This is a genomic window from Pseudomonas sp. NGC7, assembly GCF_047159675.1.
Taxonomy (GTDB): Bacteria; Pseudomonadota; Gammaproteobacteria; order Pseudomonadales; family Pseudomonadaceae; genus Aquipseudomonas; species Aquipseudomonas kermanshahensis.
Window position 1 is genome coordinate 6,147,839 of record NZ_BAAFZY010000001.1, and the last position, 26,565, is coordinate 6,174,403.

Below are 26,565 nucleotides of genomic sequence, written 5' to 3' on the forward strand. Positions count from 1 at the left end.
AATACTATTTATCGTCCGCTTGGCCCGGAACATTAGCGCTTTCGGCCTCATCGCCGCTGGAGCCCTGCACTTCCGCCTTCATGCGCTTGAGGCCCATGTGGCGGACGTCGGTGCCGCGCACCAGGTAAATCACCAGCTCGGAAATGTTGCGGGCGTGGTCGCCGATACGCTCCAGCGAACGCAAGGCCCAGATGACGCTCAGCACCCGCGAAATCGAACGCGGGTCTTCCATCATGTAGGTCACCAGTTCGCGCAGCGCAGTTTTGTACTCGCGGTCGATGGTCTTGTCGTACTGCGCCACCGACAACGCCAGGTCGGCATCGAAGCGGGCAAAGGCGTCCAGCGCGTCGCGCACCATGTTGCGCACCTGGTCGCCGATGTGGCGCACCTCGACGTAGCCGCGTGGCGACTCGCCTTCTTCGCACAGCTGGATGGCGCGACGGGCGATCTTGGTCGACTCGTCACCGATGCGTTCCAGGTCGATCACCGACTTGGAGATGCTGATGATCAGGCGCAGGTCGGACGCCGCTGGCTGGCGGCGGGCGAGGATGCGGACGCACTCCTCGTCGATGTTGCGCTCCATCTGGTTGATCTGCTCATCGACCTCGCGCACCTGCTGGGCCAGGCCCGAATCGGCCTCGATCAGCGCGGTTACCGCGTCGTTGACCTGTTTCTCGACCAGGCCGCCCATGGCCAGGAGGTGGCTGCGCACCTCTTCAAGCTCGGCGTTGAACTGCTGGGAGATGTGATGCGTAAGGCTTTCTTTGTTGATCATCGTTTCGCTCCGCGAAAAAGCTGCAAGCCTCAAGCCGCAAGCTTCAAGTCGTTCGTGTTATCCCTTGGCCCCAGGCCTGCGGCTGGCAGACCGACTAGCCATAGCGACCGGTGATGTAGTCTTCGGTCTGCTTCTTCGCCGGGTTGGTGAACAGGGTGTCGGTGTCCCCGAATTCGACCAGTTTGCCCATGTACATGAAGGCGGTGTAGTCCGAGACGCGCGCCGCCTGTTGCATGTTGTGGGTCACGATGACGATGGTGTACTTGGATTTCAATTCGTAGATCAGCTCTTCGACCTTCAGCGTCGAGATCGGGTCCAGTGCCGAGCACGGTTCGTCGAGCAGCAATACTTCTGGCTCCACGGCGATGGTGCGGGCAATGACCAGACGTTGCTGCTGGCCACCCGACAGGCCCAGGGCCGAATCGTGCAGGCGGTCTTTGACCTCATCCCACAGGGCGGCGCCCTTCAGTGCCCATTCGACGGCTTCGTCGAGGGTGCGCTTCTTGTTGATGCCCTGGATGCGCAGGCCGTAGACGACGTTCTCGTAGATGGTCTTGGGGAACGGGTTCGGCTTCTGGAACACCATGCCCACACGGCGGCGCAGCTCGGCCACGTCTTCGCCCTTGCGGTAGATATTGGTGCCATACAGGTTGATGGCGCCCTCCACGCGGCAACCGTCAACCAGGTCGTTCATGCGGTTGAAGGTACGCAGGAGGGTCGACTTGCCGCAGCCGGACGGGCCGATGAAGGCGGTCACGCGCTGCTTGGGGATATTCATGCTGACGTCGAACAAGGCTTGCTTGTCGCCGTAGAACAGGCTCAGGCCCGGTACTTCGATGGCCACGGTCTCTTCGGCCAGGCGCAGGCTCTGCTTGTCGCGGCCCAGGGCAGACATGTCGATGCCGTGGGTATGGGATTCGTGCTGCATGGTCAACTCCATACGCTATCAATTCGTTTCAAAGGGCCGCCCGGCTTGCAGGCGGCACGCTTGTAATCAGGATCAGTGGTCCAGCGCCTTGTACTTCTCGCGCAGGTGGTTACGGATCCACACCGCCGAGAGGTTGAGGGTGGCGATCACCAGCACCAGCAGCAGCGCGGTGGCGTACACCAGCGGGCGCGCGGCCTCGACGTTAGGGCTCTGGAAGCCGACGTCATAGATGTGGAAGCCCAGGTGCATGATCTTCTGGTCCAGGTGCAGGTACGGGTAGTTGCCATCCAGTGGCAACGACGGCGCCAGCTTCACCACACCCACCAGCATCAGCGGCGCCACTTCACCGGCGGCGCGGGCCACGGCGAGGATCATGCCGGTCATCATGGCCGGGCTGGCCATCGGCAGGACGATTTTCCACAGGGTCTCGGCCTTGGTCGCGCCCAAGGCCAGCGAGCCCTCGCGCACGGTGCGTGGAATCCGCGCCAGGCCTTCTTCGGTGGCCACGATCACCACCGGTACCGCCAGCAGCGCCAGGGTCAGCGAGGCCCACAGCAGGCCCGGGGTACCCAGGGTGGGTGCCGGCAGCGACTCGGGGAAGAACAGCCGGTCGATCGAGCCACCCAGTACATAGACGAAGAAGCCCAGGCCGAACACGCCGTAGACGATCGCCGGTACACCCGCCAGGTTGTTCACCGCGATGCGGATCAGGCGCGTCACCGGGCCCTGCTTGGCGTATTCGCGCAGGTAGACTGCAGCCAGCACGCCGAACGGGGTCACGATCACGGCCATGATCAGGGTCATCATCACGGTACCGAAGATGGCCGGGAAGATGCCGCCCTCGGTGTTGGCTTCACGCGGGTCGTCGCTGAGGAACTCCCAGACCTTGGCGAAGTAAGTGCCCATCTTGGTCAGCCCGGACATGCCGTTCGGCTGGATAGCGTGCACCACCTTGCTCAGGTTGATCTCCACTTCGCGGCCGTTGGCATCACGTGCCACCAAGCTGTCACGGGAGAAGGCCTGGTGCAGGCCGCTGAGGCGGTCTTCGATGGCCTTGTAGCGGCTGTTCAGCTCGGCACGCTCGGCGTCCATGTCGGCCTGGGCAGCGGCGTCGAGCTTGCCCTCCAACTCCAGCTTGCGGCTATGCAAACGCAGGCGTTCGAGGCCATGGTTGATGGCGCCGATGTCTTTTTTCTCGAGTTGCTGCAATTCGCCATTGAGCTGGTTGGCGCGCTTGAGGCGGGCCTGCAGTTCGTTCCAGGCAGCAGGGCCTTCGGCGACCACGCGGCCTTCTTCCTTGACGCTGACCAGGTAGCCGTAGAAGTTGCCCCACTCGCGGCGTTCCAGCGCCATCAGGTCGACCGGGCGTTGCTCATCGACCAGCCAGTCGCCCACCACCCAAGTGAAGTCGCTGCCGTTGAGGTCGCGGTTACCGACCTTGATCAGCTCACGGGTCATGAATTCCGGGCCCTGCTCAGGTACCGGCAAGCCGGCACCCTTCAGGCGTGCACGGGGCACTTCTTCTTTTTGCACCACTTCGCCGACGACGATGTGATCAGCCTGGCCAGGCACCTTGTAGGTGGCCTGGACCAGGTCGGCCGGCCAGAAGTGGCCCAGGCCTCGCACGGCGATGACCGACAGCAGGCCGATGGTCATGATCACCGCCATGGCAACCGCGCCACCGCTGATCCAGACGCCTGGGGCGCCGCTCTTGAACCAGCCTTTGAGGGAATCCTTTTTCACGGATCTCTACCTTTCTATCAAAGCGACGAGTATTTCTTGCGCAGACGCTGGCGAATCAGCTCGGCCAAGGTGTTCATGATGAAGGTGAACATCAGCAGCACGAGGGCCGCCAGGAACAGCACGCGATAGTGGCTGCCACCGACTTCCGACTCCGGCATTTCTACCGCCACGTTGGCGGCCAGGGTGCGCATGCCTTCGAACAGGTTCATCTCCATCACCGGGGTGTTGCCGGTGGCCATGAGCACGATCATGGTCTCGCCCACCGCACGGCCCATGCCGATCATCAGCGCCGAGAAGATACCCGGGCTGGCGGTGAGGATGACCACGCGGGTCAGGGTCTGCCACGGCGTCGCACCCAGGGCCAGGGAGCCCAGGGTCAGGCTGCGCGGCACGCTGAACACGGCGTCTTCGGCAATCGAGTAGATGTTCGGGATAACCGCGAAGCCCATGGCGATACCGACTACCAGGGCGTTGCGCTGGTCGTAGGTGATGCCCAGGTCGTTGGTGATCCACAGGCGCATGTCGCCGCCGAAGAACCAGGTCTCCAGGTAAGGGCTCATGGTCAGGGCGAACCAGCCGGTGAACAGGATCACGGGGATCAGGATCGCCGCTTCCCAGCCATCCGGCACGCGCAGGCGGATCGACTCCGGCAGGCGGCTCCAGACGAAACCGGCCAGCAGGATGCCGAACGGCATCAGTACGAACAGGCTGAACACACCCGGCAAGTGGCCTTCGAGGTACGGCGCGAGGAACAGACCGGCGAAGAAGCCGAGGATCACTGTCGGCATCGCTTCCATCAGCTCGATCACCGGCTTGACCTTGCGGCGCATGCCAGGGGCCATGAAGTAGGCGGTGTAGATGGCGGCGGCAATGGCCAGCGGGGCGGCCAAGATCATCGCGTAGAACGCAGCCTTCAGGGTACCGAAGGTCAGCGGCGACAGGCTGAGCTTGGGCTCGAAGTCGGTGTTCGACGCAGTCGACTGCCAGACGTACTTGGGCTCGTCATAGTTCTCGTACCAGACCTTGCCCCACAGCGCGCTGAAGGAGACTTCCGGGTGCGGGTTCTTCAGGCTCAGCGGCAGCAGCTTGCCGCCTTCCTCGATAATGATGCGGTTGGCACGCGGCGACAGGGCCAGGATACCCGCGCCTTCTGCAGCCGGCTCGACCAGCAGGGTGCGGTGCGCGGTGCTGTGGAACACACCAAGCTTGCCTTCGGCGTCCAGGGCGATGAAGCCCTTGCGGCGCTCTTCGGCATCGATCTGGACGATCGGCGCGTTGCCCATCTGGAAGCTGCGGATCAACTTGAAGCGCGACTCGCCATCGGGATCGCGGGCCATGAACCACTGGTTCAAGCCACCTTTGGAGTCACCGAAGATCAGCGAGATACCGCCCACCAACTGGCCACTGGCCGTGATCTCGGCATTGCCATCTTCCAGCAGCTTGTAGCGGCCGTTGAGGCTCTTGTCACGCAGGCTGAAGACGTCGGCGGTGGCACGGCCGTTGACCACGTACAGCCATTGCTGGCGCGGGTCGACGTAAATGGCCTTGACCGGCTCGGTCATCTGCGGGAGGTCGATACGGTTCTGCTCGCTGGTGACCTCGCCGGTCATCATGTTCTCTTCGCGGGTCAGTTGGGTGACCTGCAGGTGCGAACCGGTGGAACCTGCCAGCAGCAGGGTTTCGCCGTTGACGTTGACGCTCACGTGCTCCAGAGGGCGGCCCTGGTCGTCAAGCACGAACGCGTCCTTGCCGTAGGGGTAGTCGATGCCTGGGGTGATGGTCTTTTTGTTGTCCGGGTAGGTGATCTTGTAGGTGTGGTGGAACACCAACGCCTGACCATTGGACAGACCCAGCACAACCAGCGGGCTACCCGGCTGATCGGTGCTGATGGAGCTCACCTGGGTACCGGCCGGCAGCGGCAGGTCGACGCGCTGCAGCTCGGCACCGGTCTTGGTGTCGAAGAACAGTGCCTGCCCCTTGTCGGAAACCCGCATGCCCACCAGGTTCTGCTCTTCAAGCGCGATCATCAGCGGCTTGCCGACATCCTGTTGCAGCCAGGTCGGCTCCAGGGCCTTCTTGCTGGTCAGCTCAGCGCCCTGGAACAGCGGCAGCACCACGTAGGCCAGGTAGAAGAAAATCAGGGTAATTGCCGCCAATACGGCAAGCCCGCCCACCAGTACATACCAGCGGGTCAGGCGGTCCTTGAGCGCACGCATGCGGCGCTTGCGTTGCAACTCGGGCGTATTGAAGTCAATCCGCACGGGTTGGGAATTTTGGGTCATGGTGGAGTTGGCCAGATCATTCATGCGCACACCCTAGCGGTCCCGTATGACAAAAACATGACAATGCAGTGACGCAAGAAAGCCCGACGCTCAGGGGTTCTGGCTTCGGACTGAGAATTCGTGGAAGCGGCCGGGCTTAGGCACCGGCCGCTTCCTCAGTTATTTACTTCTTTGCGACGTTACCAGCGTGGGACAGGCCCAGGTCAGCCAGGGTCTTGTCGACCACTTTGGCCGGCAGCGGGATGTAGCCATCCTTCACCACGACCTGCTGGCCAGCTTGCGACAGCACCAGCTTGATGAACTCGGCGTCCAGCGGGGCCAGAGGCTTGTTCGGGGCCTTGTTGACGTAGACGTACAGGAAGCGGGACAGCGGGTACTTGCCGTTCAGGGCGTTTTCTTCGTTGTCTTCGATGAACTCGCCGCCTTCTTTCTTGGCCAGGGCTACGGTCTTGACGCTAGCGGTCTTGTAGCCGATGCCCGAGTAGCCAATGCCGTTCAGCGAGGAACTGATCGACTGCACGACCGAAGCCGAGCCAGGCTGTTCGTTGACGTTAGGCTTGAAGTCGCCTTTGCACAGGGCTTCTTCCTTGAAGTAGCCGTAGGTGCCCGATACCGAGTTACGGCCGAACAGCTGCACTGGCTTGTTGGCGAGGTCGCCGGTCACGCCCAGGTCGCCCCAGGTTTTGACATCGGCCTTGGCGCCGCACAGGCGGGTGGACGAGAAGATCGCATCGACCTGAGCCATGGTCAGGCCCTTGATCGGGTTGTCCTTGTGGACGAATACAGCCAGGGCGTCAACGGCGACCGGGATGGCGGTCGGCTTGTAGCCGTACTTCTGCTCGAAGGCCTGCAGTTCGACGTCCTTCATCTTGCGGCTCATCGGGCCCAGGTTGGCGGTGCCCTCGGTCAGCGCGGGTGGCGCGGTGGAGGAGCCGGCGGCCTGGATCTGGATGTTTACGTTCGGATATTCCTTCTTGTAGGCCTCGGCCCACAGGGTCATCAGGTTGGCGAGGGTGTCCGAACCGACGCTGGAGAGGTTGCCCGAAACACCGGTGGTCTTGGTGTAGGTCGGGATTGCTGGGTCGACAGCGGCTACCGCATTGGCGGTTGCAACGCCAGCGGCGGCGAAGGTAAGGGCCGCCATCAAACGCTTCAGTTTCATGCCTTGCTCCTAGCAGGAATATTGGGGGTGTTGGATGGATCGGGCCCAAGTATCTGCAGGCCGCATGAATACGATATGACTTCAATGTGACAATTGGATGAAAGGCCATCACCCGGTGCCGGGGATGGCCTTTTCAAGATGTTGCAGAGGCGCGGGGTAACCGCTCAGGCTCTTCGACTACCCCAATGAGGGAGGCAATTGATGCAAGCCGATCAGCGCTTATTGGCGAACAGATAAACGCCTACGGCCAGCCCGACAGCACACAGCCCCGCCACATAATAGGCCGGCGCCATTGGGCTGACCTTCAACAGCGCGGTCACCACCATCGGCGTCAGCCCGCCGAAGATGGCGTAGGCGACGTTGTAAGAGAACGACAAACCGCTAAAACGCACCACCGGTGGGAAGGCCTTGACCATCACATAGGGCACGGCGCCGACGATACCGACGCACAGGCCGGTCAGCGCATACAACGGGAACAGCAGGTCGGGGCGGGTCGGCAGGCTGTGGTAGAAGGTCCAGGAGCTGGCCAGCAACAGCAGGCTGCCGACGATGAACACACGCCCAGCGCCGATGCGGTCGGCCAGGCTACCGGCACCGATGCAGCCGAGGCTGAGCAGCACGATGGCCAGGCTGTTGGCCTTGAGCGAGTCGGTCGGGCTGATTTGGTAGAAGCTCTGCAGCAGCGCCGGGGTCATCAGGATCACCACCACGATGCCAGCCGACAGCAGCCAGGTCAGCAGCATCGACAAAATGATCGCGCCACGGTGATCACGCAGCACGGCACGCAGCGGCAGCTCTTCGGCCAGGGCCTTGCGCTGCTGCATCTCGGCAAATACCGGGGTTTCGTGCAGCCAGCGGCGCAGGTACACCGAGAACAGGCCGAACACACCTCCCAGCAAGAACGGTATACGCCAGGCGTAATCGGCAACTTCACCTGGGGTGTAAATGCTGTTGATCAGGGTCGCGACCAGCGAGCCGAGCAGAATGCCCGAGGTCAGGCCGGCGGTCAGCGTGCCGCAGGCGTAGCCGGTATTGCGCGCTGGTACGTGCTCTGAGACGAACACCCAGGCGCCCGGCACCTCGCCACCAATCGCCGCGCCCTGAATCACGCGCATCAGCAGCAGCAAAACCGGTGCCCACAGGCCAATCTGCGCGTAGGTCGGCAGCAGGCCCATGATCAGGGTCGGCAGCGCCATCATGAAGATGCTCAGGGTGAACATCTTCTTGCGCCCGAGCAGGTCACCGAAGTGCGCCATGACGATGCCGCCCAGCGGCCGCGCCAGGTAGCCGGCGGCGAAGATGCCGAACGTCTGCATCAAGCGCAGCCATTCCGGCATGTCGGCAGGGAAGAACAGCTTGCCGACCACCGTAGCGAAGAACACGAAGATGATGAAGTCGTAGAACTCCAGTGCACCGCCCAGGGCGGACAGTGAAAGGGTCTTGTAGTCGCTGCGGGTCAGCGGCCGTGAAGGCTGCTCGATACTGCTCGGCACGGAGGTCATCGATCTTTCTCTTGTAGGTCATGCAGGCCGCTTGGCGCGCGACTTCTGGATTGGTAGACGAGCGAAGATAGCAAATTGCCGAGGCGCGCCGAAAGCGATACAAAAACCATACAGATATTCATGAATGCGCGGTCGTCGCTGGCCGTTATGCTCTATATACTGGCCGTTCGTAGGAAAAGGTTGCTCCTAGCGTGGGATGTTGTGCGAAAACGCCGGTCTGCATGTCAGGCGGTTTCGCAGAGTTTCCCTACGGCCGCCCAGTGAAACGAAATCGGCGTAGTATGTTTCCAGCTGAATCGTTTACCCGGCCTTTGCGCCACACCAACGAAAGCGTCACGGGTCAGAGGCCCCATCGCATGATTGAGCTCGAACAAGAAGATCCAATCCCGCAAGGCGACCTGGCCTTGCAAATCACCGCACTCCCTCGTGAGACCAACGGCTTTGGTGACATCTTTGGCGGCTGGCTGGTCGCCCAGATGGATTTGGCCGGCACTGCCATGGCCAGCCGTGTCGCGGGTGGCCGTGTGGCCACGGTGGCCATCGATCGCATGGCCTTCCTGGTGCCGGTCGCCGTGGGTGCCCAGCTGTCGTTCTATACCCAGACCCTGGAAATCGGCCGCAGCTCGATCCAGATGATGGTCGAAGTGTGGAGCGACGACCCGCTGTCCAGTGAATGGCGTAAGGTGACCGAAGCGGTATTCGTCTTCGTCGCCATCGACGGCAGTGGCCGCACCCGCTCTGTGCCTCGTCGCTGAGCCACGCCGGCGGTAAACTCATTGCACGTGCCCGGGTCCAAGGCCCACAGGGCAATCAATGAGACGAGTGCAATGGCTACTTTCAAGGTCGACACCGAGCAACACGGCGAACTCAATTGCTGGCGCATCACCAGCGAGCATGCCGAACTACTGATCGCCCAGCAGGGCGCGCAGATCCTCAGCTACCAGCGTGTGGGCGAACCGCCGCTGCTGTGGCTGAGCGACCAGGCCATTTTCCGCCAGGGCAAATCCGTGCGCGCCGGGGTACCGGTGTGCTGGCCGTGGTTTGGCAACTTGCAGCGCAACCCCCAGGCTGTTCAGGCCATGTACCACGACGAGCAGGCGCCTGCCCACGGGCTGGCGCGCTCGCGAGACTGGCAGCTGCTGGGTATTGAGAAAGCGGGCAACGGCCTGCGCATCGAATTCGCACTGCCTGAAGCGCGGGGCGACCTGCCCGGCTGGCCTCATGACGTCGAGCTGAAGCTGGTGGTGGAGCTGGATGAGGCGTTGAAGCTGAACCTGACCAGCCGCAACATGGGCAATACCCCCGTTACCATCAGCCAGGCCCTGCACAGCTACTTTGCCGTCAGCGACGTGCGCCAGGCGCGGGTCGAGGGTGTGGACGGGTTGAGCTACATCGAGACCTTGGCCGATTGGGAGCAGCGCCAGCAGCAAGGTGCGCTGGCATTTGCCGGGGAGACTGACCGGATCTACCTGGCTACCCCGCAAACCCTGAGCATCGTCGACCCGCACTGGGCGCGGCGGATTACCCTGACCAGCAGTGGCTCGCGCTCGGCGGTGATCTGGAACCCGTGGACCGAGCGGGCGCGAGAGCTGCCGGACATGGCGGATGATGGCTGGCAGCGGATGCTGTGCATCGAGACGGCGAATGTGTGGGATGACGTGGTGACGCTGAGGCCTGGGACGAGTTGCTCGCTGAGCGTCAGTATCGGCAGTGAAGCGATCTGAGCCTTGCGTTGATTTTACCGGCCTCTTCGCGGGGCAAGCCCGCTTGTATGGTTAGACTTGAAGGGGTGGTGGGACTAAATGCCCGATTCTGACTGTTCGCAGCAGTACAGACCCTCGCGTAGCATTCGCCCTGATGAAAAATCAGGACGAATATGTCACCAAAGCGAGCAAACCGGCTTGCTGAAAACCATAGAATCTCCCACAGGATCATCATAGGTCCCGAGCATTACGGGACCTGTGGGAGCGGGCTTGCCCCGCGAAGAGGCCGGCACAGACCCACTCAGAGGTCAGCGTCCTCCACCACCCTCACCTTCTGCGCATCCAGCGCATAGGCCGCATCCGCCAGGTCGTTGCTGACCTTCTCCACCTTCAACGCCCCGCTAACCCACAGCGGCGTGTAGATGTCGTCGATTTTCAGCCCCTTCGGATAGCGTACCAGCACCAACTGGTTCGGTGGCGGTGGCGGCACGTGGATGCAGGCGCCCGGGTACGGCACCAGGAAAAACAGCGTGCTGTTGCCCTTGGCATCGCTCTCCAGCGGCACCGGGTAACCGCCCAGGCGAATCTGCTTGCCGTTCATGGCGGGCACGGTCTTGGTCGAATACATCACCGCCGGCAACCCTTTGCTCTGCTTGAGGCCGCCCTTGTCGGTGAAGGTGCCCATGGCCTCCGGCGAGTTGTGGTCGATTTCGGGCATCTGCTCAAGGGCCTTCTGGTCCGACTTGGGCATCAGCTCCAGCCAGTCGGTTTCGGGCAGCTCGGCACGGGCCAGGGTGCTGGCCAGAAGCAAGGGGATGAGAAATAAGGCACGCATGAAAATGCTCGGCAACTCGGATGAATTGCCGAGCATTCTAAACGGTATTCAGCGTTTCTTGATTAATCCGTAGATCACCAGAAGGACGACGGCACCGACCAGCGCGCCGAAGAACCCTGCGGCCTGCCCAGCCTGATAAATGCCCAGTGCCTGACCGCCGTAGGTGGCGAGCAAGGAGCCGGCAATACCCAGCAGGATGGTCATGATCCAGCCCATGCTGTCGTCGCCCGGCTTGATGAAGCGGGCCAGCAGGCCAACGATGAGGCCGATGAAGATGGTTCCAATGATGCCCATGGCAATCCCTCTGCAGTGAAGATGGAACAAGCCAAAGCCTAGACGGGCTTTGGCCTGTTGCCATGTTCAGAGGGCAAGCCGCTTGCAGAAGTTCGATTTACAGCCCGATCAGTTGCTGATCAGCGCCTCTACTTCGGCAATCTTGCGCTTGAGGGTGGCCATGTCCTGGCAACGCAGGGTGGCATGGCCAACCTTGCGCCCGACCTTGAAGGCCTTGCCATAGTGGTGCAGGTGGCAGTCTTCGATAGCGACCACTTTATCCACCGCAGGTACTTCGCCGATGAAGTTGAGCATGGCGCTTTCACCGACCTTGGCGGTCGAGCCCAGCGGAAGGCCGGCGACAGCGCGCAGGTGGTTCTCGAACTGGCTGCACTCGGCGCCTTCGATGGTCCAGTGCCCGGAGTTGTGCACACGCGGGGCGATTTCGTTGGCCTTGAGGCCACCGTCGACTTCGAAGAACTCGAACGCCATCACGCCGACATAGTCCAGCTGCTTCAGCACACGGCCGACGTAGTCTTCGGCCAGGCCTTGCAGCGGGTGCGCTTCGCTGGCCACCGACAGACGCAGGATGCCGCTCTCGTGGGTGTTGTGCACCAACGGATAGAAGCGGGTTTCGCCATCGCGGGCACGGACGGCCACCAGCGAGACTTCGCCGGTGAACGGCACGAAGCCTTCCAGCAGGCACGGCACGCTGCCCAGCTCGGCGAAGGTGTCGACCACGTCTTCAGCACTGCGCAGGACCTTCTGGCCCTTGCCGTCGTAGCCCAGGGTGCGGGTCTTGAGCACGGCTGGCAGGCCGATGCTGGCGACCGCGGCGTCCAGGTCTGCCTGGGAGAGGATGTCGGCAAAGGCCGGGGTCGGAATACCCAGGTCGCGGAACATGCTCTTCTCGAACAGGCGGTCGCGGGCAATACGCAGCGCTTCGGCGCTTGGGTAGACCGGGACGAACTGCGAGAGGAAGGCCACGGTTTCGGCCGGGACGCTTTCGAACTCGAAGGTCACCAGGTCGACTTCGTCGGCCAGCTGGCGCAGATGGTCCTGGTCACCGTAGTCGGCGCGCAGGTGCTCGCCCAGAGGGGCGGCGCAGGCATCTGCAGCCGGGTCGAGGAACGCGAAGTTCATGCCCAGCGGAGTACCCGCCAGGGCCAGCATGCGGCCGAGCTGGCCGCCACCGATTACACCGATCTTCATGGGGTCAGCCTCAAGCCTGGCGCGGGTCTGGATTGTCCAGCACGGTGTCGGTCTGTTCCGTGCGGAACTGCTTGAGCGCCGCGTGGTACTGCGGGTACTTGGCGCCCAGGATGCTCGCCGACAGCAATGCAGCGTTGATCGCGCCCGCCCGGCCGATCGCCAAGGTCGCGACCGGAACGCCCGCCGGCATCTGCACGATCGACAGCAGCGAATCGACACCCGACAGCATCGACGACTGCACCGGCACGCCCAGCACCGGCAGGTGGGTCTTGGCGGCGCACATGCCTGGCAGGTGGGCTGCGCCACCGGCACCGGCGATGATCACCTCGATGCCACGGCCTTCGGCCTCTTCGGCATACTGGAACAGCAGATCCGGGGTGCGGTGGGCGGAAACCACCTTCACTTCGTAAGGAATGCCGAGTTTTTCCAGCATATCGGCGGTGTGGCTAAGGGTGGACCAATCGGACTTGGAGCCCATGATCACGCCAACCAGTGCACTCATCGTCGAGCCTCTTCGCTTGTGCGCCCTTGGGCGCGTCAAAAAACAACAAGCCACGCGGGACGACCGGCGTGGCTTGTTTGCTGATCAGGACCGGAGCTATCCGGTCTAAAGGCCGCGCAGTATACCGTAACCCTGGGCGATGCTGGCACCCCCGGCGACCAACTGTCGGCCTTATTTTTCGGGGCTTTGGCTGACTTTTGGGTCAACCGCCGCCGCCCCCTCCAGCTTGCGCCACAACAAGCGCACGTTGGCCTTACGCACCAGGGCGCAGCGGTACAGGCGGATTTCCAGGGGCACGTGCCATTGGCTGCCACCGCAGATGGCCAGCTCACCCCGCTCCAGCTCGCCGCGCATCGACAGGCGTGGCACCCAGGCAATGCCCATGCCCTCCAGCGCCATGCTCTTGAGGCTGTCGGCCATGGCGGTTTCATAAACAGTGGTGTAGCGCAGGTTGCGCTGGCGCAGCAACAGGTTCACCGAACGGCCGAGGAAGGCACCGGCGGTGTAGGCCAAAAGTGGCACGCTGCCCTCGCCTTCCAGATCGAACAAGGGCTGGCCGTCGGCATCCACAGCACACACCGGCAACATTTCGGTGGTGCCCATGTGCAGCGACGGGAAGATCTCGGCATCCATCTGCAGCGCGGCATCGGGGTCATAGAAGGCCAGCATCAGGTCGCAACCGCCTTCGCGCAGGGCATGCACCGCATCACCCACGTTGGTCGCCACCAGACGGGTGGCAATGTTCAACCCGTCGTTGCGCAACTGGGCCACCCAACGTGGGAAAAACCCCGACGCCAGGGAGTGCGCCGCCGCCACTTGGATAACCTCGCCTTGGCCACCTTCGAGGTGGTGCAAGTGGCGCAGAATTTCGCTCAACTGGTCGACAACGGTGCGCGCCGTGACTAGAAACAGCTGCCCGGCCTCGGTCAGTTCAATCGGGGTGCGGGAACGATTCACCAGCTGCAGGCCCAAGGCTGCTTCGAGGCTGCGAATACGTCGACTGAAGGCCGGTTGAGTGACGAAACGCCGCTCTGCCGCTTGCGAAAAACTGCGCGTGGCAGCCAGGGCGCTGAAGTCTTCCAGCCATTTGCTTTCCAGGTTCACGAAGCACATCTCCCGGCATGCACCAAAATGGAACACGCTCGAATGTCAATTGGCGTCACATGAAACACTATGCCGTTTGTGCATAGGTTAGCGTGCAACAGCATTGGCCGCAAAATCCTCTTCGGGCCTAGGATTAGCGCCATTCCGGCATGTGCCGGGTCAAATTCGAGATGATATACATCATGTCTGCCGCTGCATCGTTCCGCGTCGAAAAAGATCTGCTGGGTACCCTTGAAGTTCCTGCTGATGCCTACTACGGCATCCAGACCCTGCGCGCTGCCAACAACTTCCACCTCTCCGGTGTTCCGCTGTCGCACTACCCGAAACTGGTAGTGGGCCTGGCGATGGTCAAGCAGGCTGCTGCTGACGCCAACCGAGAGCTGGGGCACCTGAGCGATGCCAAGCACGCCGCCATCAGCGCCGCCTGCGGCCGGCTGATCAAAGGCGACTACCACGAGCAGTTCGTGGTGGACATGATTCAAGGCGGTGCTGGTACTTCTACCAACATGAACGCCAACGAAGTCATCGCCAACATCGCGCTGGAGGCCATGGGCCACCAGAAGGGTGAGTACCAGTACCTGCACCCGAACAACGACGTGAACATGGCGCAGTCGACCAACGACGCCTACCCGACTGCGATCCGTCTGGGTCTGCTGCTGGGTCATGACGCCCTGCTCGCCAGCCTCGACAGCCTGATCCAGGCCTTCGCCGCCAAAGGTAAAGAGTTCGACCACGTACTGAAGATGGGCCGTACCCAGCTGCAGGACGCCGTGCCGATGACCCTGGGCCAGGAATTCCGCGCCTTCGCCACCACCATGACCGAAGACCTCAACCGTCTGCGTTCGCTGGCGCCGGAGCTGCTGACCGAAATCAACCTGGGTGGTACTGCCATCGGTACCGGCATCAACGCCGACCCGGGCTACCAGATGCTCGCCGTACAGCGCCTGGCAACCATCAGCGGCCAGCCGCTGGTCCCGGCTGCCGACCTGATCGAAGCCACCTCCGACATGGGCGCCTTCGTGCTGTTCTCCGGCATGCTCAAGCGTACCGCGGTCAAGCTGTCGAAGATCTGCAACGACCTGCGCCTGCTGTCCAGCGGCCCGCGTACCGGCATCAACGAGATCAACCTGCCAGCGCGTCAGCCAGGCAGCTCGATCATGCCAGGCAAGGTCAACCCGGTTATCCCGGAAGCCGTCAACCAGGTGGCCTTCGCCATCATGGGCAACGACCTGGCCCTGACCGTCGCCGCCGAAGGTGGCCAGCTGCAGCTGAACGTGATGGAGCCGCTGATCGCCTACAAGATCTTCGACTCGATCCGCCTGCTCCAGCGCGCCATGGACATGCTGCGCGAGCACTGCATCGTCGGCATCACTGCCAACGAACAGCGCTGCCGTGAACTGGTCGAGCACTCGATCGGCCTGGTCACCGCCCTGAACCCTTACATCGGCTACGAAAACGCCACCCGTATCGCCCGTGTTGCTCTGGAAACAGGCCGCGGTGTGCTGGAACTGGTACGCGAAGAGAAGCTGCTGGACGAAGAGATGCTCAACGACATCCTGCGCCCAGAAAACATGATCGCACCGCGTCTGGTTCCGCTGAAGGCGTAACCGACCGCTTCAACTGTCTCACCAGGTCGAGGGACTAGACACCTCTCAACCTTTCAAAGGCCCGAGCGCATGCATCGGGCCTTTTTTTTGCCTGCATGATCTAGCGCGGTTGCGCTGCCCCAGGTTTGCGGCACACAACTTGCTCCATAATGCATCCCAACCAACGGGATACCGAGCATGCTGCACAGCCACCTAACCACCCTCAACGCGGTTTCGCTGATCCTCAACGTCTTTCAGGCAGAGGGTTGCGAGGCTTCGGCCTTGCTCGCCGGCAGTGGCATCGGCCCGGCGGACCTGGGGCATGCAGACGCGCGCATCACCACCCAGCAAGAGCTGCAGGTGTGTGCCAATGCCGTCGCCCGGCGCGAAGACATCGGCCTGGAACTGGGCCAGCGCATGCACGTGTCGTGCTATGGCATGCTCGGTTACGCCCTGCTCTCCAGTGCCACTTTGGGTGACGCCTTGCGCCTGGCGCTGCGCTTTCCGGCACTGCTGGGAACAGTCTTCCAACTGCGCCTGATCGACGACGGCCAGCGTGTCTGGCTCAGCGCCAGCGATTACCGCGACAGCCCGGCGCTGACTGCTTTCAATGCAGAGTTCTGCCTGGTCTCGCTGAAAGTGATTTGCGACGACTTGCTGGGCCGGCCCCTGCCACTGCTCGGCAGCCGCTTCGAGCATGCCCGGCCGGGCTACCACAGCCTCTATACCCGTGCCTTCCAATGCCCAATCGGCTTCGAGGCCGAGGACAACGCGTTTGCCTTCGAGCGGCGCTGGCTGGATACCCCGCTACCGTTGGCCGACCCCATTACCCACAAAGCCATGAGCGAGCGCTGCCGACGCCTGAACCTCGAGTTCACAGGGCGTCAGGCCTGGCTGGGCAAGATACGCCAGCTGCTGGCCCAGCAACTGGACGCAGCGCCGGGGCTTGAGGGTTTGGCGCGGCAGATGAACTGCTCATCGCGGACCTTGCGCCGGCACCTGCAGGCGCTGGGCAGCAGTTATCAACAGCTGCTCGATGAGCTGCGTTTCGAGCGGGCCAAGCAGTTGTTGGCCGATGAGCAGATGCCGATCTACCGGATTGCCGAAACCTTAGGGTTCAGCGAAACGGCCAGCTTCCGCCATGCATTCCAGCGCTGGAGTGGCGTGGCGCCCAGCCACTTTCGCGGTTGACCTGGGCGGGCCTCTTCGCGGGCAAGCCCGCTCCCACAGGATCTCCACAACTCTGGGATATTGTGGTGTACCTGTGGGAGCGGGCTTGCCCGCGAAGAGGCCCGCACATTAAACCCGGCCAGCGACCTTGGCCACATCGATCCCCTTTTGGCCGTTTGCGTCGTTCTCCGCTACCGGGCTGCCCCTGAAAATGGGCCCACGCCAGTCCAACCGGAGAACAACAATGCTGACGATCTATTCCGATGACCACCGCCTGCACCACGGCCGCTGCGAGCTGATCGACGGCAAGCTGATGCCCTGCTTCGAAATGCCTTCGCGCGCCGACCATGTGCTCGATCAAGTGAACAAGCGCCAGCTGGGCGACGTGAAGGCGCCGGACGACTTCGGCCGCGCGCCGCTGCTGCGCGTCCACAGCGCCGACTACCTGGACTTTTTTGAAGGCGCCTGGGCGCGCTGGGCCGCGTTGGGCCACGAAGGCGACCTGCTGCCTTTCACCTGGCCAGCCCGCACCCTGCGCCAGGTTAAACCCACCGGCCTGCATGGCGAGCTTGGCTACTACAGCTTCGACGCCGGTGCACCGATTACCGCCGGTACCTGGCAAGCCGCCTACAGCGCCGCCCAGGTCGCGCTCACGGCCCAGGCCGCCATCCAGCAAGGCGCCCATTCGGCGTTCGCCCTGTGCCGCCCACCGGGGCACCATGCCGCCGGCGAAGTCATGGGCGGTTACTGCTACCTGAACAACGCTGCCATCGCTGCCCAGGCCTTCCTGGACCAAGGCCGCGCCAAAGTCGCCATCCTCGACGTCGACTATCACCACGGCAACGGCACCCAAGACATCTTCTACAGCCGCAGCGATGTGTTCTTCGCCTCGATCCACGGCGACCCGCAGGACGAATTCCCGTTCTTCCTCGGCTATGCCGACGAAACGGGCGAAGGCGCAGGTGAAGGCTGCAACATCAACTACCCGTTGCCGGCCGGCAGTGACTGGGCCGCCTGGAGCGCAGCGCTGGAAGACGCGTGCCAGCGCATCGCTGCCTACGACGCCGATGTGCTGGTGATCTCGCTCGGGGTGGACACCTTCAAGGACGACCCAATCTCCCAGTTCAAGCTGGACAGCCCTGACTACCTGGAAATGGGCAAACGCATCGCCCAGCTCGGCAAGCCGACCCTGTTCGTGATGGAAGGCGGCTACGCTGTGGAAGAAATCGGCATCAACGCGGTCAATGTGCTGGAAGGTTTTCAGCGCGCCCAGCCAGGAGCCCGATAATGGCCCGACTCAAGCGTCTGCTCGCCCCGATCATCGCTGCCACCCTGTTCACCGGCGCCCTGCAGGCCCAGGCCGAACAGCGCACCCTGCGGGTCTACAACTGGTTCGACTACATCACCCCGCAGACCTTGGTCGACTTCCAGAAAGACAGCGGCGTAAAGCTGATCTACGACATTTTCGACACCAACGAGGCACTGGAAGCCAAGCTGCTGACCGGCAACTCCGGGTATGACGTGGTGGTGCCGTCCAACGTGTTCCTTGCCAAGCAGATCGAGGCTGGCGTGTTCCAGCCACTGGACCGCAGCAAGCTGCCGAACTGGCAACACCTGGACCCGGCACTGATGAAGCTGATCGAGGCCAACGACCCCGGCAACACGTTTGCCGTGCCCTACATGTACGGCACCGTGCTGATCGGCTTCAACCCGGCTAAGGTCAAGGCTGCGCTGGGTGAGAACGCACCTGTGGACAGCTGGGACCTGATCTTCAAGGAAGAGAACATCGCCAAGCTCAAGCAGTGCGGCGTTGCCTTGCTCGATTCGCCCTCGGAGATCTTGCCACTGGCCCTGCAATACCTGGGCTTGCCGCCCAACAGCGACAAGCCGGCCGACTACAAGAAGGCCGAGGAGCTGCTGCTGAAGATTCGCCCGCACGTGACGTATTTCCATTCCTCCAAGTACATGGCCGACATCGCCAACGGCGACATCTGTGTGGCGGTGGGCTACAGCGGTAGCTTCTCGCAGGCCGCCAACCGGGCCCGCGATGCGAAGAATGGCGTGGTGGTCGACATGCGCCTGCCCAAGGAAGGTGCGCCGATCTGGTTCGATATGCTGGCCATTCCGAAAAACGCCGCCAACGCGGAAGACGCCCACACTTTCATCAACTACCTGCTGCGCCCGGAGGTGATTGCGCCGATCAGTGATTTTGTCGGCTATCCGAACCCGAACAAGGACGCCACCGAGAAGGTGAACCCGGCGATTCGCAATAACCCCAACCTTTACCCGACGGCGGAAGCGATGGCCAAGCTGTACACCCTCAAGCCGTTGCCACGCGATGCCGAGCGCGCGCGCACCAGGGCCTGGACGCGCATCAAGTCCGGCACCTAATGGGTATGTAGGCCACAGCCCACATCGCTGTAATCGATGGACTCGCCCCCGCCGAGGCATCACAGTGCCACGGTGGCGTTCAAAGAAGCCAACGGCAGCGAGGGCGAGACCATGAAGAAGCAACGGTGAAGGTGGCCGTGACGACTTTGCCGTTGCCATCGCTGACGCTGTACTGGAACACCTCGGTCAGTTGGTCGGCATCGGTGCGCAGGGCCTGGACCGCAGCGTTGCTGTTGTCCACCACGTAGCGGTAGTTGCCTTGGGCATCCAACACCAGGCTGCCGTAGTTGCCGGCCAGTGCTTGGCCCGGTGTGCCATTGATGCCATTTGGGGGGATGCTCTGCAGGGTGAACTCGATGCCGTTGAGCACCTGGTCGATCGGCCAGCGGATGGCGCGAAACACCTCACGGAAGTTGTGCACGAGGAAGTTGAGGGTAGCGGTGACCCAGTCGCCCAGGGGGATGGTGGCCGCCTGGAACGGGTCGAGCAGGCTGAATTCGGACATGGGGCAAACCTCGCGGGGGTCAGTGGCGGCTCAGGGACTGCAACGGCGTGCTGTTGGCCATTGAATCCGCCCAATACTGCTCAGCGCTGTACCAGTCCCTTCATCAGCGGTACGGAGTTCAATGCTCGATGACTGATGGATATGACTGTTACCAGAACGCGCTAGCTGAGCGAATCAACGGAATTCTTAAGATGGAGCTACTGTTGAGCAGCCCTGAAGACCTGGAACAAGCGAGGCAGATGGTTGACGAGGCAGTGCAAATCTACAATACGGAGCGGCCACATATGGCCCTGAAAAACAAAACGCCCGATGCGGTGCATCGGGCGCTCTGAGGCCTAACGGCCTCACCTGAAAAGGTGTAAACCTATTTCAGGACTAGACATCCTCGCCCCGTTAATTTTTGCATCCATCCTGCGGGTCGCCCCATAAACACCTCGATCAAGGTGTTGCGACGACCAGTTGAATCCGCCCAATACACCAGTCAACGCTTCCAGTCTGAGCTGCTTGGACATGGCATAACCCAAAGCATGAGCCGCAGAGGCCAATGCTGGGACAACGCACCAATGGAGCGATTTTTCGGCACGCTCAAGTCAGAATGGGTGCCTGCCAAGGGCTACTCAGAAATTGAAGAAGCTAGACAGGACATGACCAGCTTCTTTATGCGTTACAACCGCATTAGGCTCCACAGCTACAACAACTACCTGTCGCCAATAGCCATGGAGCAGCAAGCGGCTTGATCACCGTAATCGGTGTCCGGAAAAACTTGACCAGAACACCTTGTGAACTGGCCTAATGATCCCGGACACCTCTTAAGGGCGATATGATTCGCCCATTCAGGAGGTTCCATGCAAGAGCGTAAGACCTATACCCGCGAGTTCAAGCAACGTGCTGCGAGCATGGTTCTTGATGACAATTGCTCAGTTCCTGACGTCTGCGCGTCGATGGACGTCGGCCCTACGGCGCTACGCCGCTGGGTGGATCAGGTTCGGAAAGAGCGTCAGAAAGGTCAGCCAGTGGCAGGCACCAAGGCAATCAGTGACGAACAGCGAGAGCTCCAACAGCTGCGGGCCAAGGTCAAGCGCCTGGAAACCGAGGCTGAAATCTTAAAAAAGGCTACGGCTCTCTTGATGTCGGATCCCGATCGTTTTTCCTGATTGAGGAACTGAGAGAGTCCGGTTCGTATCCGACCAGCTTGCTTTGCAGTGCTCTGGGTGTTTCCCGCAGCGCATTTTATGACTGGGCGTATCGCCGCTCAAAACCTAATACCGAGCGTGATGCGCTCAGGGCAAAGGTTGTGCAGCTGCATGCTGAAAGCAGAGAAAGTGCCGGGGCGAGAATGATCTCTCAGTATTTGAAAGCGCAGCAGCTCAAGGTTGGAAGGTATCTAGTGGGAAGGCTCATGGCCGAGGCGAACCTGGCTAGCAGGCAGCGTCGCCGCCACCAATATCGCTCTAGGGGCGTCGAGGCATTTGTGGCCAAGAACCTGCTCGAACGCAACTTCGAGCCAACGGCCATCAATCAGGTTTGGTGCGGCGACGTTACCAGCCTGATGGTCGGGAAGCGTTGGTATCACTTGGCCGTAGTCATTGACCTGTTTGCCCGTCGGGTCGTTGGCTGGGCATTTTCTCTGGTCAATGATGCCAACCTGGTCACCAAGGCTCTGAGAATGGCAGTGGAAGTTCGGGGCGCCCCTGCGGGTTTGATGTTTCATTCGGATCAAGGCTGCCAAGGCGGATTCAATGTCCCGTCCTGAATAAGGTTTACACCTCCCATCCCGAATTTCCGGAGATCCAGATGGCGCAAGGTGTTAAGCGTACTCAGCGTGATTACTCCCTGTCTTTTAAATTGGCAGTGGTTGATCAGATCGAAAAAGGCGAGATGACCTATGGCCAAGCTCAGGAGCGGTATGGCATCCAGGGACGGTCGACGGTTCTGGTATGGTTGCGTAAGCATGGTCGGCAGGATTGGAGCCAGGGGGCCTCGATCCGAGACGAGAGGAGCTGCGCGATGTCTGACCCCAAAACGCTCACTCCAGAGCAGCGGATCAAAGAGCTTGAGCAGCAGCTTGAGTTGATGAGCCAGAAGGCCCAATTCTTTGAGACGGTCGTTGATGTCTTGAAAAATGACTACGGTGTCTCAGTCGTAAAAAAGCGATCCGGCAAGTCCTCTCGCAAGGCCAAGTCGCAGGACTGAGCATTGCCAGGGCTTGTCAGTTTCTAGGCATCAGCCGACAGGCTTACTACAAGCGCAATCGAGCCACTGACCGCAAAACGCTTCAGGCAGACCGAGTCGTTGAGTTTGTTCAGCAAGTCCGGATGCGCCAGCCTCGGCTGGGCACTCGCAAGCTGCACTATCTGCTGCACTGCCAGCCTGACAGACGGTTCAAGGTCGGCCGAGATCGGTTATTTCAGGTCTTGGGAGAGCGTCGTTTACTGGTTCTGCCTAAGCGGGCATATCACAAGACAACACAAAGCTTTCATCGCTTCTACCGCCATCCCAACCTACTCAAACCCGGCCCAAATCAGATCGTCCCGACAGGGCCGGAACACGTCTGGGTCGCAGACATTACGTACCTACCCGCGAGCAGCGGCCCGCTGTACCTAAGCCTGGTAACGGATGCGTACTCTAGAAAAATTGTTGGCCACCATGTTCATGAAAGCCTGCATGCCGAATCTGTGGCACAAGCCTTCAAGCAGGCATTACGAAGACGATGTCGTCGCCAGCCACTAGTCCATCATTCGGATAGAGGCATCCAAGGCGGATTCAAATCGCCGGCAAGCCGGCTTGTGTCTTGAGGGGGTATTAGAATCAGGAGTGAGAGCGGTGAATGGCAAGCTGACTGCCGGAGGTGCTGCGAGCACGAGTGGGAGCACACGCTGCCATTCACCGTTCCACTTTGGCGAGAGCCCGAACAGTTGGATGCGGCTCTGATCTCGAATCACAAGCGTGGGCCAAGCCAAAGTTCTCTCACTCTGCTGAGTCTAGGAGATTTTGGTCATGGTTTCCTTCGTGGGTATCGATGTTTCCAGCACGTCATTGGATGTGGCGGTGCGGCCTCAAGGCATCAAATGCAGTGTCAGCAATGATCCGGCAGGCTTTGAGGAGCTGGAGAGTTGGCTTCGAGGATTCAGCATCAAACGTATCCTGCTTGAGGCTACGGGCGGGTACGAACGCGATATCCTGCACTTTCTGCAGGACGCGAGTTACAAGGTTATCCGCGTCAATCCCAAACGAGCCAGGTCGTTCGCTGACTCCATGGGCATCAAAGCCAAGACCGACGCGATTGACGCTGAGGCTCTGGCGCATTTTGCTGAAGTCATTCCCGACAAACCCACCTTGCAGGTCAGCCCAGACAGGGCTTTGCTGCGTGAATTTCTGCAGCAACGTGATCGCTTCGTTCAGCAGCGCGATGATGATCGCCGACGCCTCAAACAAGCGCAGTCACAGGTGGTTGTCGACCTTCTGAAATCCCATATTCAGCACCTCAGGCTGCAGATCAAGCTGGTTGAAAAGGAAATCAAGCAACAGACCACGACGCTTAATGACGAACGGATCGCTCAGCTGATTCAAGTCAAGGGCATCGGGATGGTGACCGCCGCCAAGCTGGTGGCGCTGCTACCAGAGCTGGGGCGTGTGGAGTCTAGGGAGATCGCCTCATTGGTCGGAGTTGCGCCGTTCAACCACGACAGTGGGAAATCGGTGGGCAAGCGCTATATCTCGGGTGGCAGATCGCAAGTCAGGCGTGCGTTGTACATGGCGTGCTGGGTAGCGGTGAGGCACAACCCGGGCATGAAGGCGCGTTATGACGCACTGAGAGGGCGAGGAAAACTCGCCAAGGTTGCTATCGTGGCGTGTATGCGGGTCTTCATCGTGCAACTCAACGCGATGATCCGGACGGGTACGCCATGGCGAGAGCAACCGCCGACAAAGCCTGAAAGTACAGCGCAAGCTCAAGGCGCAGCGTGATGTCTGTAGGAATGGGTTTGCCCGCGAAGGAGGCACCACCTTGGATGGCACGGGCTTCGCCCGTGTTCGCGGGTAAACCCGCTCCCACAGGGTCAGCAACTCGCTTACCCGTGAGCAACCTGATCCCCGCCGTCAACCTGACGGTCGACCCGGCCGAGCTGGTCCAGCCCGACCGTGTCCACACCTCCCTCTACACCGACCCGGCCCTGTTCGACGCCGAACTGCAGAAGATCTTCCACAGCACCTGGGTCTGGGTCGCCCACGAGAGCGAAGTCCCCGAGCCCGGCAGCTACAAGACCACCTTCATCGGCAAACAGCCGGTGATCGTCGTGCGTGACCGCAAGAAGGCCATCAACGTGCTGCTCAACCGCTGCCGCCACCGCGGCGCCACGGTCTGCGAGCACAAGAAGGGCAAGACCAACAGCTTCGTCTGCCCCTACCACGGCTGGGGCTACGCCCTCGACGGCTCGCTGCGCGGCATTCCCCACCCGGAAAGCTACGGCGACTGCCTGGACAAGGCCGAGCTGCCACTGGTCAGCCTGCGCGTCGAGAGCTACGCCGGCATGGTCTTCGCCACCTTCAAGGACGACATCGAACCGCTCGAAGACTTCCTCGGCGCAGCGAAGAAGTGGATGGACCTGTTCATGAAGCAAGGCGCCGGCTACGGCATCAAAGTCCCCGGCGAGCACCGCTTCCGCTTCCCCGGCAACTGGAAGATCCAGCTGGAAAACACCACCGACGCCTACCATTTCCCGTTGGTGCACAAAAGCTTCCTGTCCTCGGTCGACGAGCAGACCCTGGAGCTGTTCGACTTCGTCAAAGGCCCAGGCTACGTCGAAGACCTCGGCAACGGCCATAGCGTGATGGTGATGATCCCCGAGCTGGTCGACCTGGAAGCCGACCTCGACAAGCCGATCCCCGAGCGCTTCGAGTCCCTCGCCGCCGAACTGCGTGACGAAGGCATCGACGAGCAGCAGGTGCGCCGCATCGTCCGCGCCGTCGGTGGCTCGGGCTTCAACCTCAACCTGTTCCCCAACGTCGCCTGCTCGATGGCGTTTTTCCGCGTGCTGCAGCCGATCTCGGTGACCGAGACCGAAATCCACCACTCGGTGATCACCATGGACGGCGGCCCAGCCGCAGCCAACCGCTACCGCCTGCGCCTGCACGAGCACTTCCAGGGCCCGATGGGCTTTGGCACCCCGGACGATTCCGAAGCCTGGGAGCGCGTGCAGAAAGGCGCCCGTGCCGGTGAAGACCTGTGGATCATGCTCAACCGCGGCCTGCCGGGCGAGAAGCCCAGCGCAGACGGGCTGGTGTCCGACGTGAGTGCCGAAACCGGCATGCGCGCAGCGTACCAGCAGTGGAAGAAGATGATGACGGCGGAGAGCAAGTGATGGATCTGAACCTACTGAACGAAGTCACCGCCTTCATCTGGCAGGAAGGCGACATGCTCGACCACGGCGAGTACGACACCTGGCTCGGCCAATGGACCGAAAAAGGCACGTACATCATCCCCATCGACCCGCGCGAGAGTGGACTGCCCCCAGAAAGTTGGACAGTTTCAGCTAGCAGCCTGAGCCCTGTAATCAACAGGGCTCAGGCCGTTAAGCCTTAGCTTGATGCGGTCATGGTTGTAGTAATGAATGTACTCATCCAGACCCGCCTTCAGTTCTTCGACGCTTTCAAATCGCTTCAGGTGGAAAAACTCTGACTTGAGCGTACCAAAGAAGCTTTCCATGGCCGCGTTGTCCAGGCAATTTCCTTTGCGCGACATGCTCTGTTTTACGCCGCGCTGATAGAGCTTGTGACGATACTGAGGCTGTTGATAGTGCCAGCCCTGATCCGAGTGCATCACCAGCTTTGGCGTCTCGCCCAGCCTCTCAAGCGCCTTGTCCAGCATGTTTCCAACCAGGCTGTAACAGGGCCGGCTGGCCATTTCGTATGCCACGACCTCGGCGTTGTACAAGTCCATGACGGGTGAGAGGTAGAGCTTTTGCTCGGCGACCTTGAACTCGGTTACATCGGTTACCCACTTCTGATTGGGCCGTTGAGCCACGAAGTTACGCTCTAAAAGATTCATTGCCACTTTGCCCACTACGCCCCGGTAGGAACGGTATTTCTTGGGCCGCACGACCGATCTCAGGTCTAGCTCAGCCATCAACCGCTCAACGACCTTCTTGTTAACCAGGGTCCCGTTGTTTCTGATCACGAGCGCCACGCGTCGATAGCCATACAGCTTTTTGTGCTCGTGATAGACACGCTGTATCTGCTCTTTGAGCTCAGCATGCTTGTCCGGCTTCTGTTGGCTTTTGAGCTGGTAGTAGAAGGTGCTGCGCGCCAGCCTGACCATCCGCAGGAGGTCAGGTAGAGGAAATCTGCGCTTGAGCTTGCAGACGATCAGGACTTTTTCGTTTGTATTCGCTCCTTCTCCTCGCGCATAGCTTTGAGCTCCTTTAGGACAGCGTTCTCCATGCGCAGGTATTCGAGCTCAGCCAGCAGCTGCTCGCGGGGCTTTTGCGCGTCATCGATATCAGTGGGCTCGACTGGCTTAATTTTCTTTGGCACGTGAGTAGGCTTTCTTGGTTTGGCGGCAGTAGGCGCTGCGGGGCTACCACTGTAGTACCGTCGTTGCCAAATGCCTATCTGCGAAGACTGTCCGAGATCAAAATGGGCGGCTGTTTGGCGCAAAGAGAGCCGATGTTCATGCATGTACTTCAACACCCGATGCTTGAACTCTTCGCTATAACGCCGGCCGTGAGGGCGTCGGCCGATGCTGGAGTCGGCTTGGTGGCTGGCCACCCAGCGCCTCAGCAGGCTGAAATCGATGCCAAAGTGACGAGCCACTTTTCGGAAGCCGTGGCTGCCATCAAGGTAGGCTGCAATCGCCTTGAGCTTGAACTGCTCGGTGTACTTGCCCATAGATCCC

24 protein-coding genes and 3 pseudogenes are annotated in these 26,565 nt (G+C 61.2%); 13 read left to right on the forward strand and 14 right to left on the reverse strand.

Annotation, left to right across the window (positions count from 1 at the left end; translation table 11 throughout):
- Window positions 1–4: 4 nt before the first annotated feature.
- The 6 genes from phoU to ACMCNM_RS27490 form a co-directional block, all read right to left on the reverse strand.
- A complete protein-coding gene (gene phoU / locus ACMCNM_RS27465) occupies window positions 5–775 on the reverse strand; it encodes a phosphate signaling complex protein PhoU (protein ID WP_412765758.1) in 771 nt (256 codons plus the stop codon).
- 94 nt (window positions 776–869) lie between these two features.
- Window positions 870–1,703 (reverse strand): phosphate ABC transporter ATP-binding protein PstB, encoded by an 834-nt coding sequence (pstB, locus tag ACMCNM_RS27470; RefSeq protein ID WP_027592128.1) that lies wholly within the window; start codon window positions 1,701–1,703, stop codon window positions 870–872.
- A gap of 72 nt (window positions 1,704–1,775) precedes the next feature.
- Complete coding sequence (gene pstA, locus ACMCNM_RS27475) at window positions 1,776–3,446, reverse strand: phosphate ABC transporter permease PstA (RefSeq protein ID WP_027592127.1); 1,671 nt, start codon at window positions 3,444–3,446, stop codon at window positions 1,776–1,778.
- 17 nt (window positions 3,447–3,463) lie between these two features.
- Window positions 3,464–5,752, reverse strand: coding sequence for an ABC transporter permease subunit (locus ACMCNM_RS27480; RefSeq protein WP_085272157.1), 2,289 nt, complete (start codon window positions 5,750–5,752; stop codon window positions 3,464–3,466).
- Between the two features lie 139 nt (window positions 5,753–5,891).
- A complete protein-coding gene (locus ACMCNM_RS27485) occupies window positions 5,892–6,890 on the reverse strand; it encodes a phosphate ABC transporter substrate-binding protein PstS (RefSeq protein ID WP_027592125.1) in 999 nt (332 codons plus the stop codon).
- Window positions 6,891–7,102: 212 nt separating this feature from the next.
- A complete protein-coding gene (locus ACMCNM_RS27490; RefSeq protein ID WP_027592124.1) occupies window positions 7,103–8,392 on the reverse strand; it encodes an MFS transporter in 1,290 nt (429 codons plus the stop codon).
- 356 nt (window positions 8,393–8,748) lie between these two features.
- Here ACMCNM_RS27490 and ACMCNM_RS27495 point away from each other — a divergent pair, with 356 nt between their 5' ends.
- Together ACMCNM_RS27495 and ACMCNM_RS27500 are read left to right on the forward strand one after the other, a co-directional pair.
- Entirely contained in the window at window positions 8,749–9,147 is a 399-nt protein-coding gene (locus ACMCNM_RS27495) for an acyl-CoA thioesterase (RefSeq protein WP_003253317.1), read from the forward strand.
- Window positions 9,148–9,219: 72 nt separating this feature from the next.
- On the forward strand, window positions 9,220–10,116 hold the full coding sequence (locus tag ACMCNM_RS27500) for a D-hexose-6-phosphate mutarotase (RefSeq protein WP_412765759.1): 897 nt from the start codon (window positions 9,220–9,222) through the stop codon (window positions 10,114–10,116).
- Between the two features lie 280 nt (window positions 10,117–10,396).
- On the opposite strand, the gene ACMCNM_RS27505 is transcribed toward ACMCNM_RS27500, so the two are convergent.
- The 5 genes from ACMCNM_RS27505 to ACMCNM_RS27525 form a co-directional block, all read right to left on the reverse strand.
- Entirely contained in the window at window positions 10,397–10,930 is a 534-nt protein-coding gene (locus ACMCNM_RS27505; RefSeq protein ID WP_412765760.1) for a DUF3299 domain-containing protein, read from the reverse strand.
- A gap of 48 nt (window positions 10,931–10,978) precedes the next feature.
- Complete coding sequence (locus ACMCNM_RS27510) at window positions 10,979–11,224, reverse strand: GlsB/YeaQ/YmgE family stress response membrane protein (protein WP_027592121.1); 246 nt, start codon at window positions 11,222–11,224, stop codon at window positions 10,979–10,981.
- Window positions 11,225–11,332: 108 nt separating this feature from the next.
- Window positions 11,333–12,415 (reverse strand): 5-(carboxyamino)imidazole ribonucleotide synthase, encoded by a 1,083-nt coding sequence (locus ACMCNM_RS27515; protein WP_099455735.1) that lies wholly within the window; start codon window positions 12,413–12,415, stop codon window positions 11,333–11,335.
- 10 nt (window positions 12,416–12,425) lie between these two features.
- On the reverse strand, window positions 12,426–12,917 hold the full coding sequence (gene purE / locus ACMCNM_RS27520) for a 5-(carboxyamino)imidazole ribonucleotide mutase (RefSeq protein ID WP_016489856.1): 492 nt from the start codon (window positions 12,915–12,917) through the stop codon (window positions 12,426–12,428).
- Window positions 12,918–13,088: 171 nt separating this feature from the next.
- Entirely contained in the window at window positions 13,089–14,021 is a 933-nt protein-coding gene (locus ACMCNM_RS27525; protein ID WP_172960396.1) for a LysR substrate-binding domain-containing protein, read from the reverse strand.
- A gap of 182 nt (window positions 14,022–14,203) precedes the next feature.
- Here ACMCNM_RS27525 and aspA point away from each other — a divergent pair, with 182 nt between their 5' ends.
- The 4 genes from aspA (at window position 14,204) to ACMCNM_RS27545 (ending at window position 19,168) form a co-directional block, all read left to right on the forward strand.
- Entirely contained in the window at window positions 14,204–15,628 is a 1,425-nt protein-coding gene (aspA, locus tag ACMCNM_RS27530; protein ID WP_027592118.1) for an aspartate ammonia-lyase, read from the forward strand.
- Between the two features lie 177 nt (window positions 15,629–15,805).
- A complete protein-coding gene (locus ACMCNM_RS27535; RefSeq protein ID WP_027592117.1) occupies window positions 15,806–16,798 on the forward strand; it encodes an AraC family transcriptional regulator in 993 nt (330 codons plus the stop codon).
- A gap of 223 nt (window positions 16,799–17,021) precedes the next feature.
- Window positions 17,022–18,065, forward strand: a complete 1,044-nt coding sequence (locus ACMCNM_RS27540) for a histone deacetylase family protein (RefSeq protein WP_252826261.1) — start codon at window positions 17,022–17,024, stop codon at window positions 18,063–18,065.
- Window positions 18,065–19,168 carry a polyamine ABC transporter substrate-binding protein gene (locus tag ACMCNM_RS27545; protein WP_186679361.1) on the forward strand — a complete coding sequence of 368 codons (1,104 nt, stop codon included), beginning with the start codon at window positions 18,065–18,067 and terminating at the stop codon, window positions 19,166–19,168. Before ACMCNM_RS27540 ends, ACMCNM_RS27545 begins: the two co-directional genes overlap by 1 nt.
- A 79-nt stretch (window positions 19,169–19,247) precedes the next feature.
- Here ACMCNM_RS27545 and ACMCNM_RS27550 read toward each other — a convergent pair whose 3' ends face one another.
- Entirely contained in the window at window positions 19,248–19,514 is a 267-nt protein-coding gene (locus ACMCNM_RS27550) for a VCBS domain-containing protein (RefSeq protein WP_412765967.1), read from the reverse strand.
- A pseudogene (locus ACMCNM_RS27555) lies at window positions 19,497–19,673 on the reverse strand (glycine/betaine ABC transporter permease); the annotation flags it as partial. The pseudogene ACMCNM_RS27555 and the gene ACMCNM_RS27550, both read right to left, overlap by 18 nt.
- A 71-nt stretch (window positions 19,674–19,744) precedes the next feature.
- Here ACMCNM_RS27555 and ACMCNM_RS27560 point away from each other — a divergent pair.
- The 7 genes and pseudogenes from ACMCNM_RS27560 to ACMCNM_RS27590 all read left to right on the forward strand — a co-directional run.
- Window positions 19,745–20,005: pseudogene (locus tag ACMCNM_RS27560) on the forward strand (transposase); the annotation flags it as partial.
- Between the two features lie 231 nt (window positions 20,006–20,236).
- Window positions 20,237–20,410: an integrase core domain-containing protein gene (locus ACMCNM_RS27565; RefSeq protein ID WP_412765761.1), complete on the forward strand. Its 174-nt coding sequence runs from the start codon at window positions 20,237–20,239 to the stop codon at window positions 20,408–20,410.
- 108 nt (window positions 20,411–20,518) lie between these two features.
- Window positions 20,519–20,827, forward strand: coding sequence for a transposase (locus tag ACMCNM_RS27570; protein ID WP_012723623.1), 309 nt, complete (start codon window positions 20,519–20,521; stop codon window positions 20,825–20,827).
- A gap of 8 nt (window positions 20,828–20,835) precedes the next feature.
- Complete coding sequence (locus ACMCNM_RS27575) at window positions 20,836–21,426, forward strand: IS3 family transposase (RefSeq protein ID WP_412765968.1); 591 nt, start codon at window positions 20,836–20,838, stop codon at window positions 21,424–21,426.
- A gap of 41 nt (window positions 21,427–21,467) precedes the next feature.
- Window positions 21,468–22,429 (forward strand): annotated as a pseudogene (locus ACMCNM_RS27580) (IS3 family transposase); the annotation flags it as partial.
- Window positions 22,430–22,670: 241 nt separating this feature from the next.
- Window positions 22,671–23,639, forward strand: a complete 969-nt coding sequence (locus ACMCNM_RS27585; RefSeq protein ID WP_186683369.1) for an IS110 family transposase — start codon at window positions 22,671–22,673, stop codon at window positions 23,637–23,639.
- A gap of 110 nt (window positions 23,640–23,749) precedes the next feature.
- Window positions 23,750–25,033, forward strand: a complete 1,284-nt coding sequence (locus ACMCNM_RS27590) for an aromatic ring-hydroxylating oxygenase subunit alpha (RefSeq protein ID WP_412765762.1) — start codon at window positions 23,750–23,752, stop codon at window positions 25,031–25,033.
- A 167-nt stretch (window positions 25,034–25,200) separates the two neighbouring features.
- Here the strand turns inward: ACMCNM_RS27590 and ACMCNM_RS27595 are convergent.
- Window positions 25,201–26,558 (reverse strand): IS3 family transposase gene (locus ACMCNM_RS27595; RefSeq protein ID WP_412765763.1). Its coding sequence is split into 2 segments (ribosomal slippage): window positions 25,201–26,082 and window positions 26,085–26,558, totalling 1,356 coding nucleotides; the frame shifts between segments, so codons are not numbered across the junction.
- Between the last annotated feature and the right edge of the window lie 7 nt (window positions 26,559–26,565).

Coding starts and splice junctions, on each gene's coding strand:
- phoU (WP_412765758.1), bottom strand. CDS start 775: ATGATCAACAAAGAAAGCCTTACGCATCACATCTCCCAGCAGTTCAAC.
- pstB (WP_027592128.1), bottom strand. CDS start 1,703: ATGCAGCACGAATCCCATACCCACGGCATCGACATGTCTGCCCTGGGC.
- ACMCNM_RS27480 (WP_085272157.1), bottom strand. CDS start 5,752: ATGAATGATCTGGCCAACTCCACCATGACCCAAAATTCCCAACCCGTG.
- ACMCNM_RS27485 (WP_027592125.1), bottom strand. CDS start 6,890: ATGAAACTGAAGCGTTTGATGGCGGCCCTTACCTTCGCCGCCGCTGGC.
- ACMCNM_RS27490 (WP_027592124.1), bottom strand. CDS start 8,392: ATGACCTCCGTGCCGAGCAGTATCGAGCAGCCTTCACGGCCGCTGACC.
- ACMCNM_RS27495 (WP_003253317.1), top strand. CDS start 8,749: ATGATTGAGCTCGAACAAGAAGATCCAATCCCGCAAGGCGACCTGGCC.
- ACMCNM_RS27500 (WP_412765759.1), top strand. CDS start 9,220: ATGGCTACTTTCAAGGTCGACACCGAGCAACACGGCGAACTCAATTGC.
- ACMCNM_RS27505 (WP_412765760.1), bottom strand. CDS start 10,930: ATGCGTGCCTTATTTCTCATCCCCTTGCTTCTGGCCAGCACCCTGGCC.
- ACMCNM_RS27510 (WP_027592121.1), bottom strand. CDS start 11,224: ATGGGCATCATTGGAACCATCTTCATCGGCCTCATCGTTGGCCTGCTG.
- ACMCNM_RS27515 (WP_099455735.1), bottom strand. CDS start 12,415: ATGAAGATCGGTGTAATCGGTGGCGGCCAGCTCGGCCGCATGCTGGCC.
- purE (WP_016489856.1), bottom strand. CDS start 12,917: ATGAGTGCACTGGTTGGCGTGATCATGGGCTCCAAGTCCGATTGGTCC.
- aspA (WP_027592118.1), top strand. CDS start 14,204: ATGTCTGCCGCTGCATCGTTCCGCGTCGAAAAAGATCTGCTGGGTACC.
- ACMCNM_RS27535 (WP_027592117.1), top strand. CDS start 15,806: ATGCTGCACAGCCACCTAACCACCCTCAACGCGGTTTCGCTGATCCTC.
- ACMCNM_RS27540 (WP_252826261.1), top strand. CDS start 17,022: ATGCTGACGATCTATTCCGATGACCACCGCCTGCACCACGGCCGCTGC.
- ACMCNM_RS27545 (WP_186679361.1), top strand. CDS start 18,065: ATGGCCCGACTCAAGCGTCTGCTCGCCCCGATCATCGCTGCCACCCTG.
- ACMCNM_RS27565 (WP_412765761.1), top strand. CDS start 20,237: ATGGAGCGATTTTTCGGCACGCTCAAGTCAGAATGGGTGCCTGCCAAG.
- ACMCNM_RS27570 (WP_012723623.1), top strand. CDS start 20,519: ATGCAAGAGCGTAAGACCTATACCCGCGAGTTCAAGCAACGTGCTGCG.
- ACMCNM_RS27585 (WP_186683369.1), top strand. CDS start 22,671: ATGGTTTCCTTCGTGGGTATCGATGTTTCCAGCACGTCATTGGATGTG.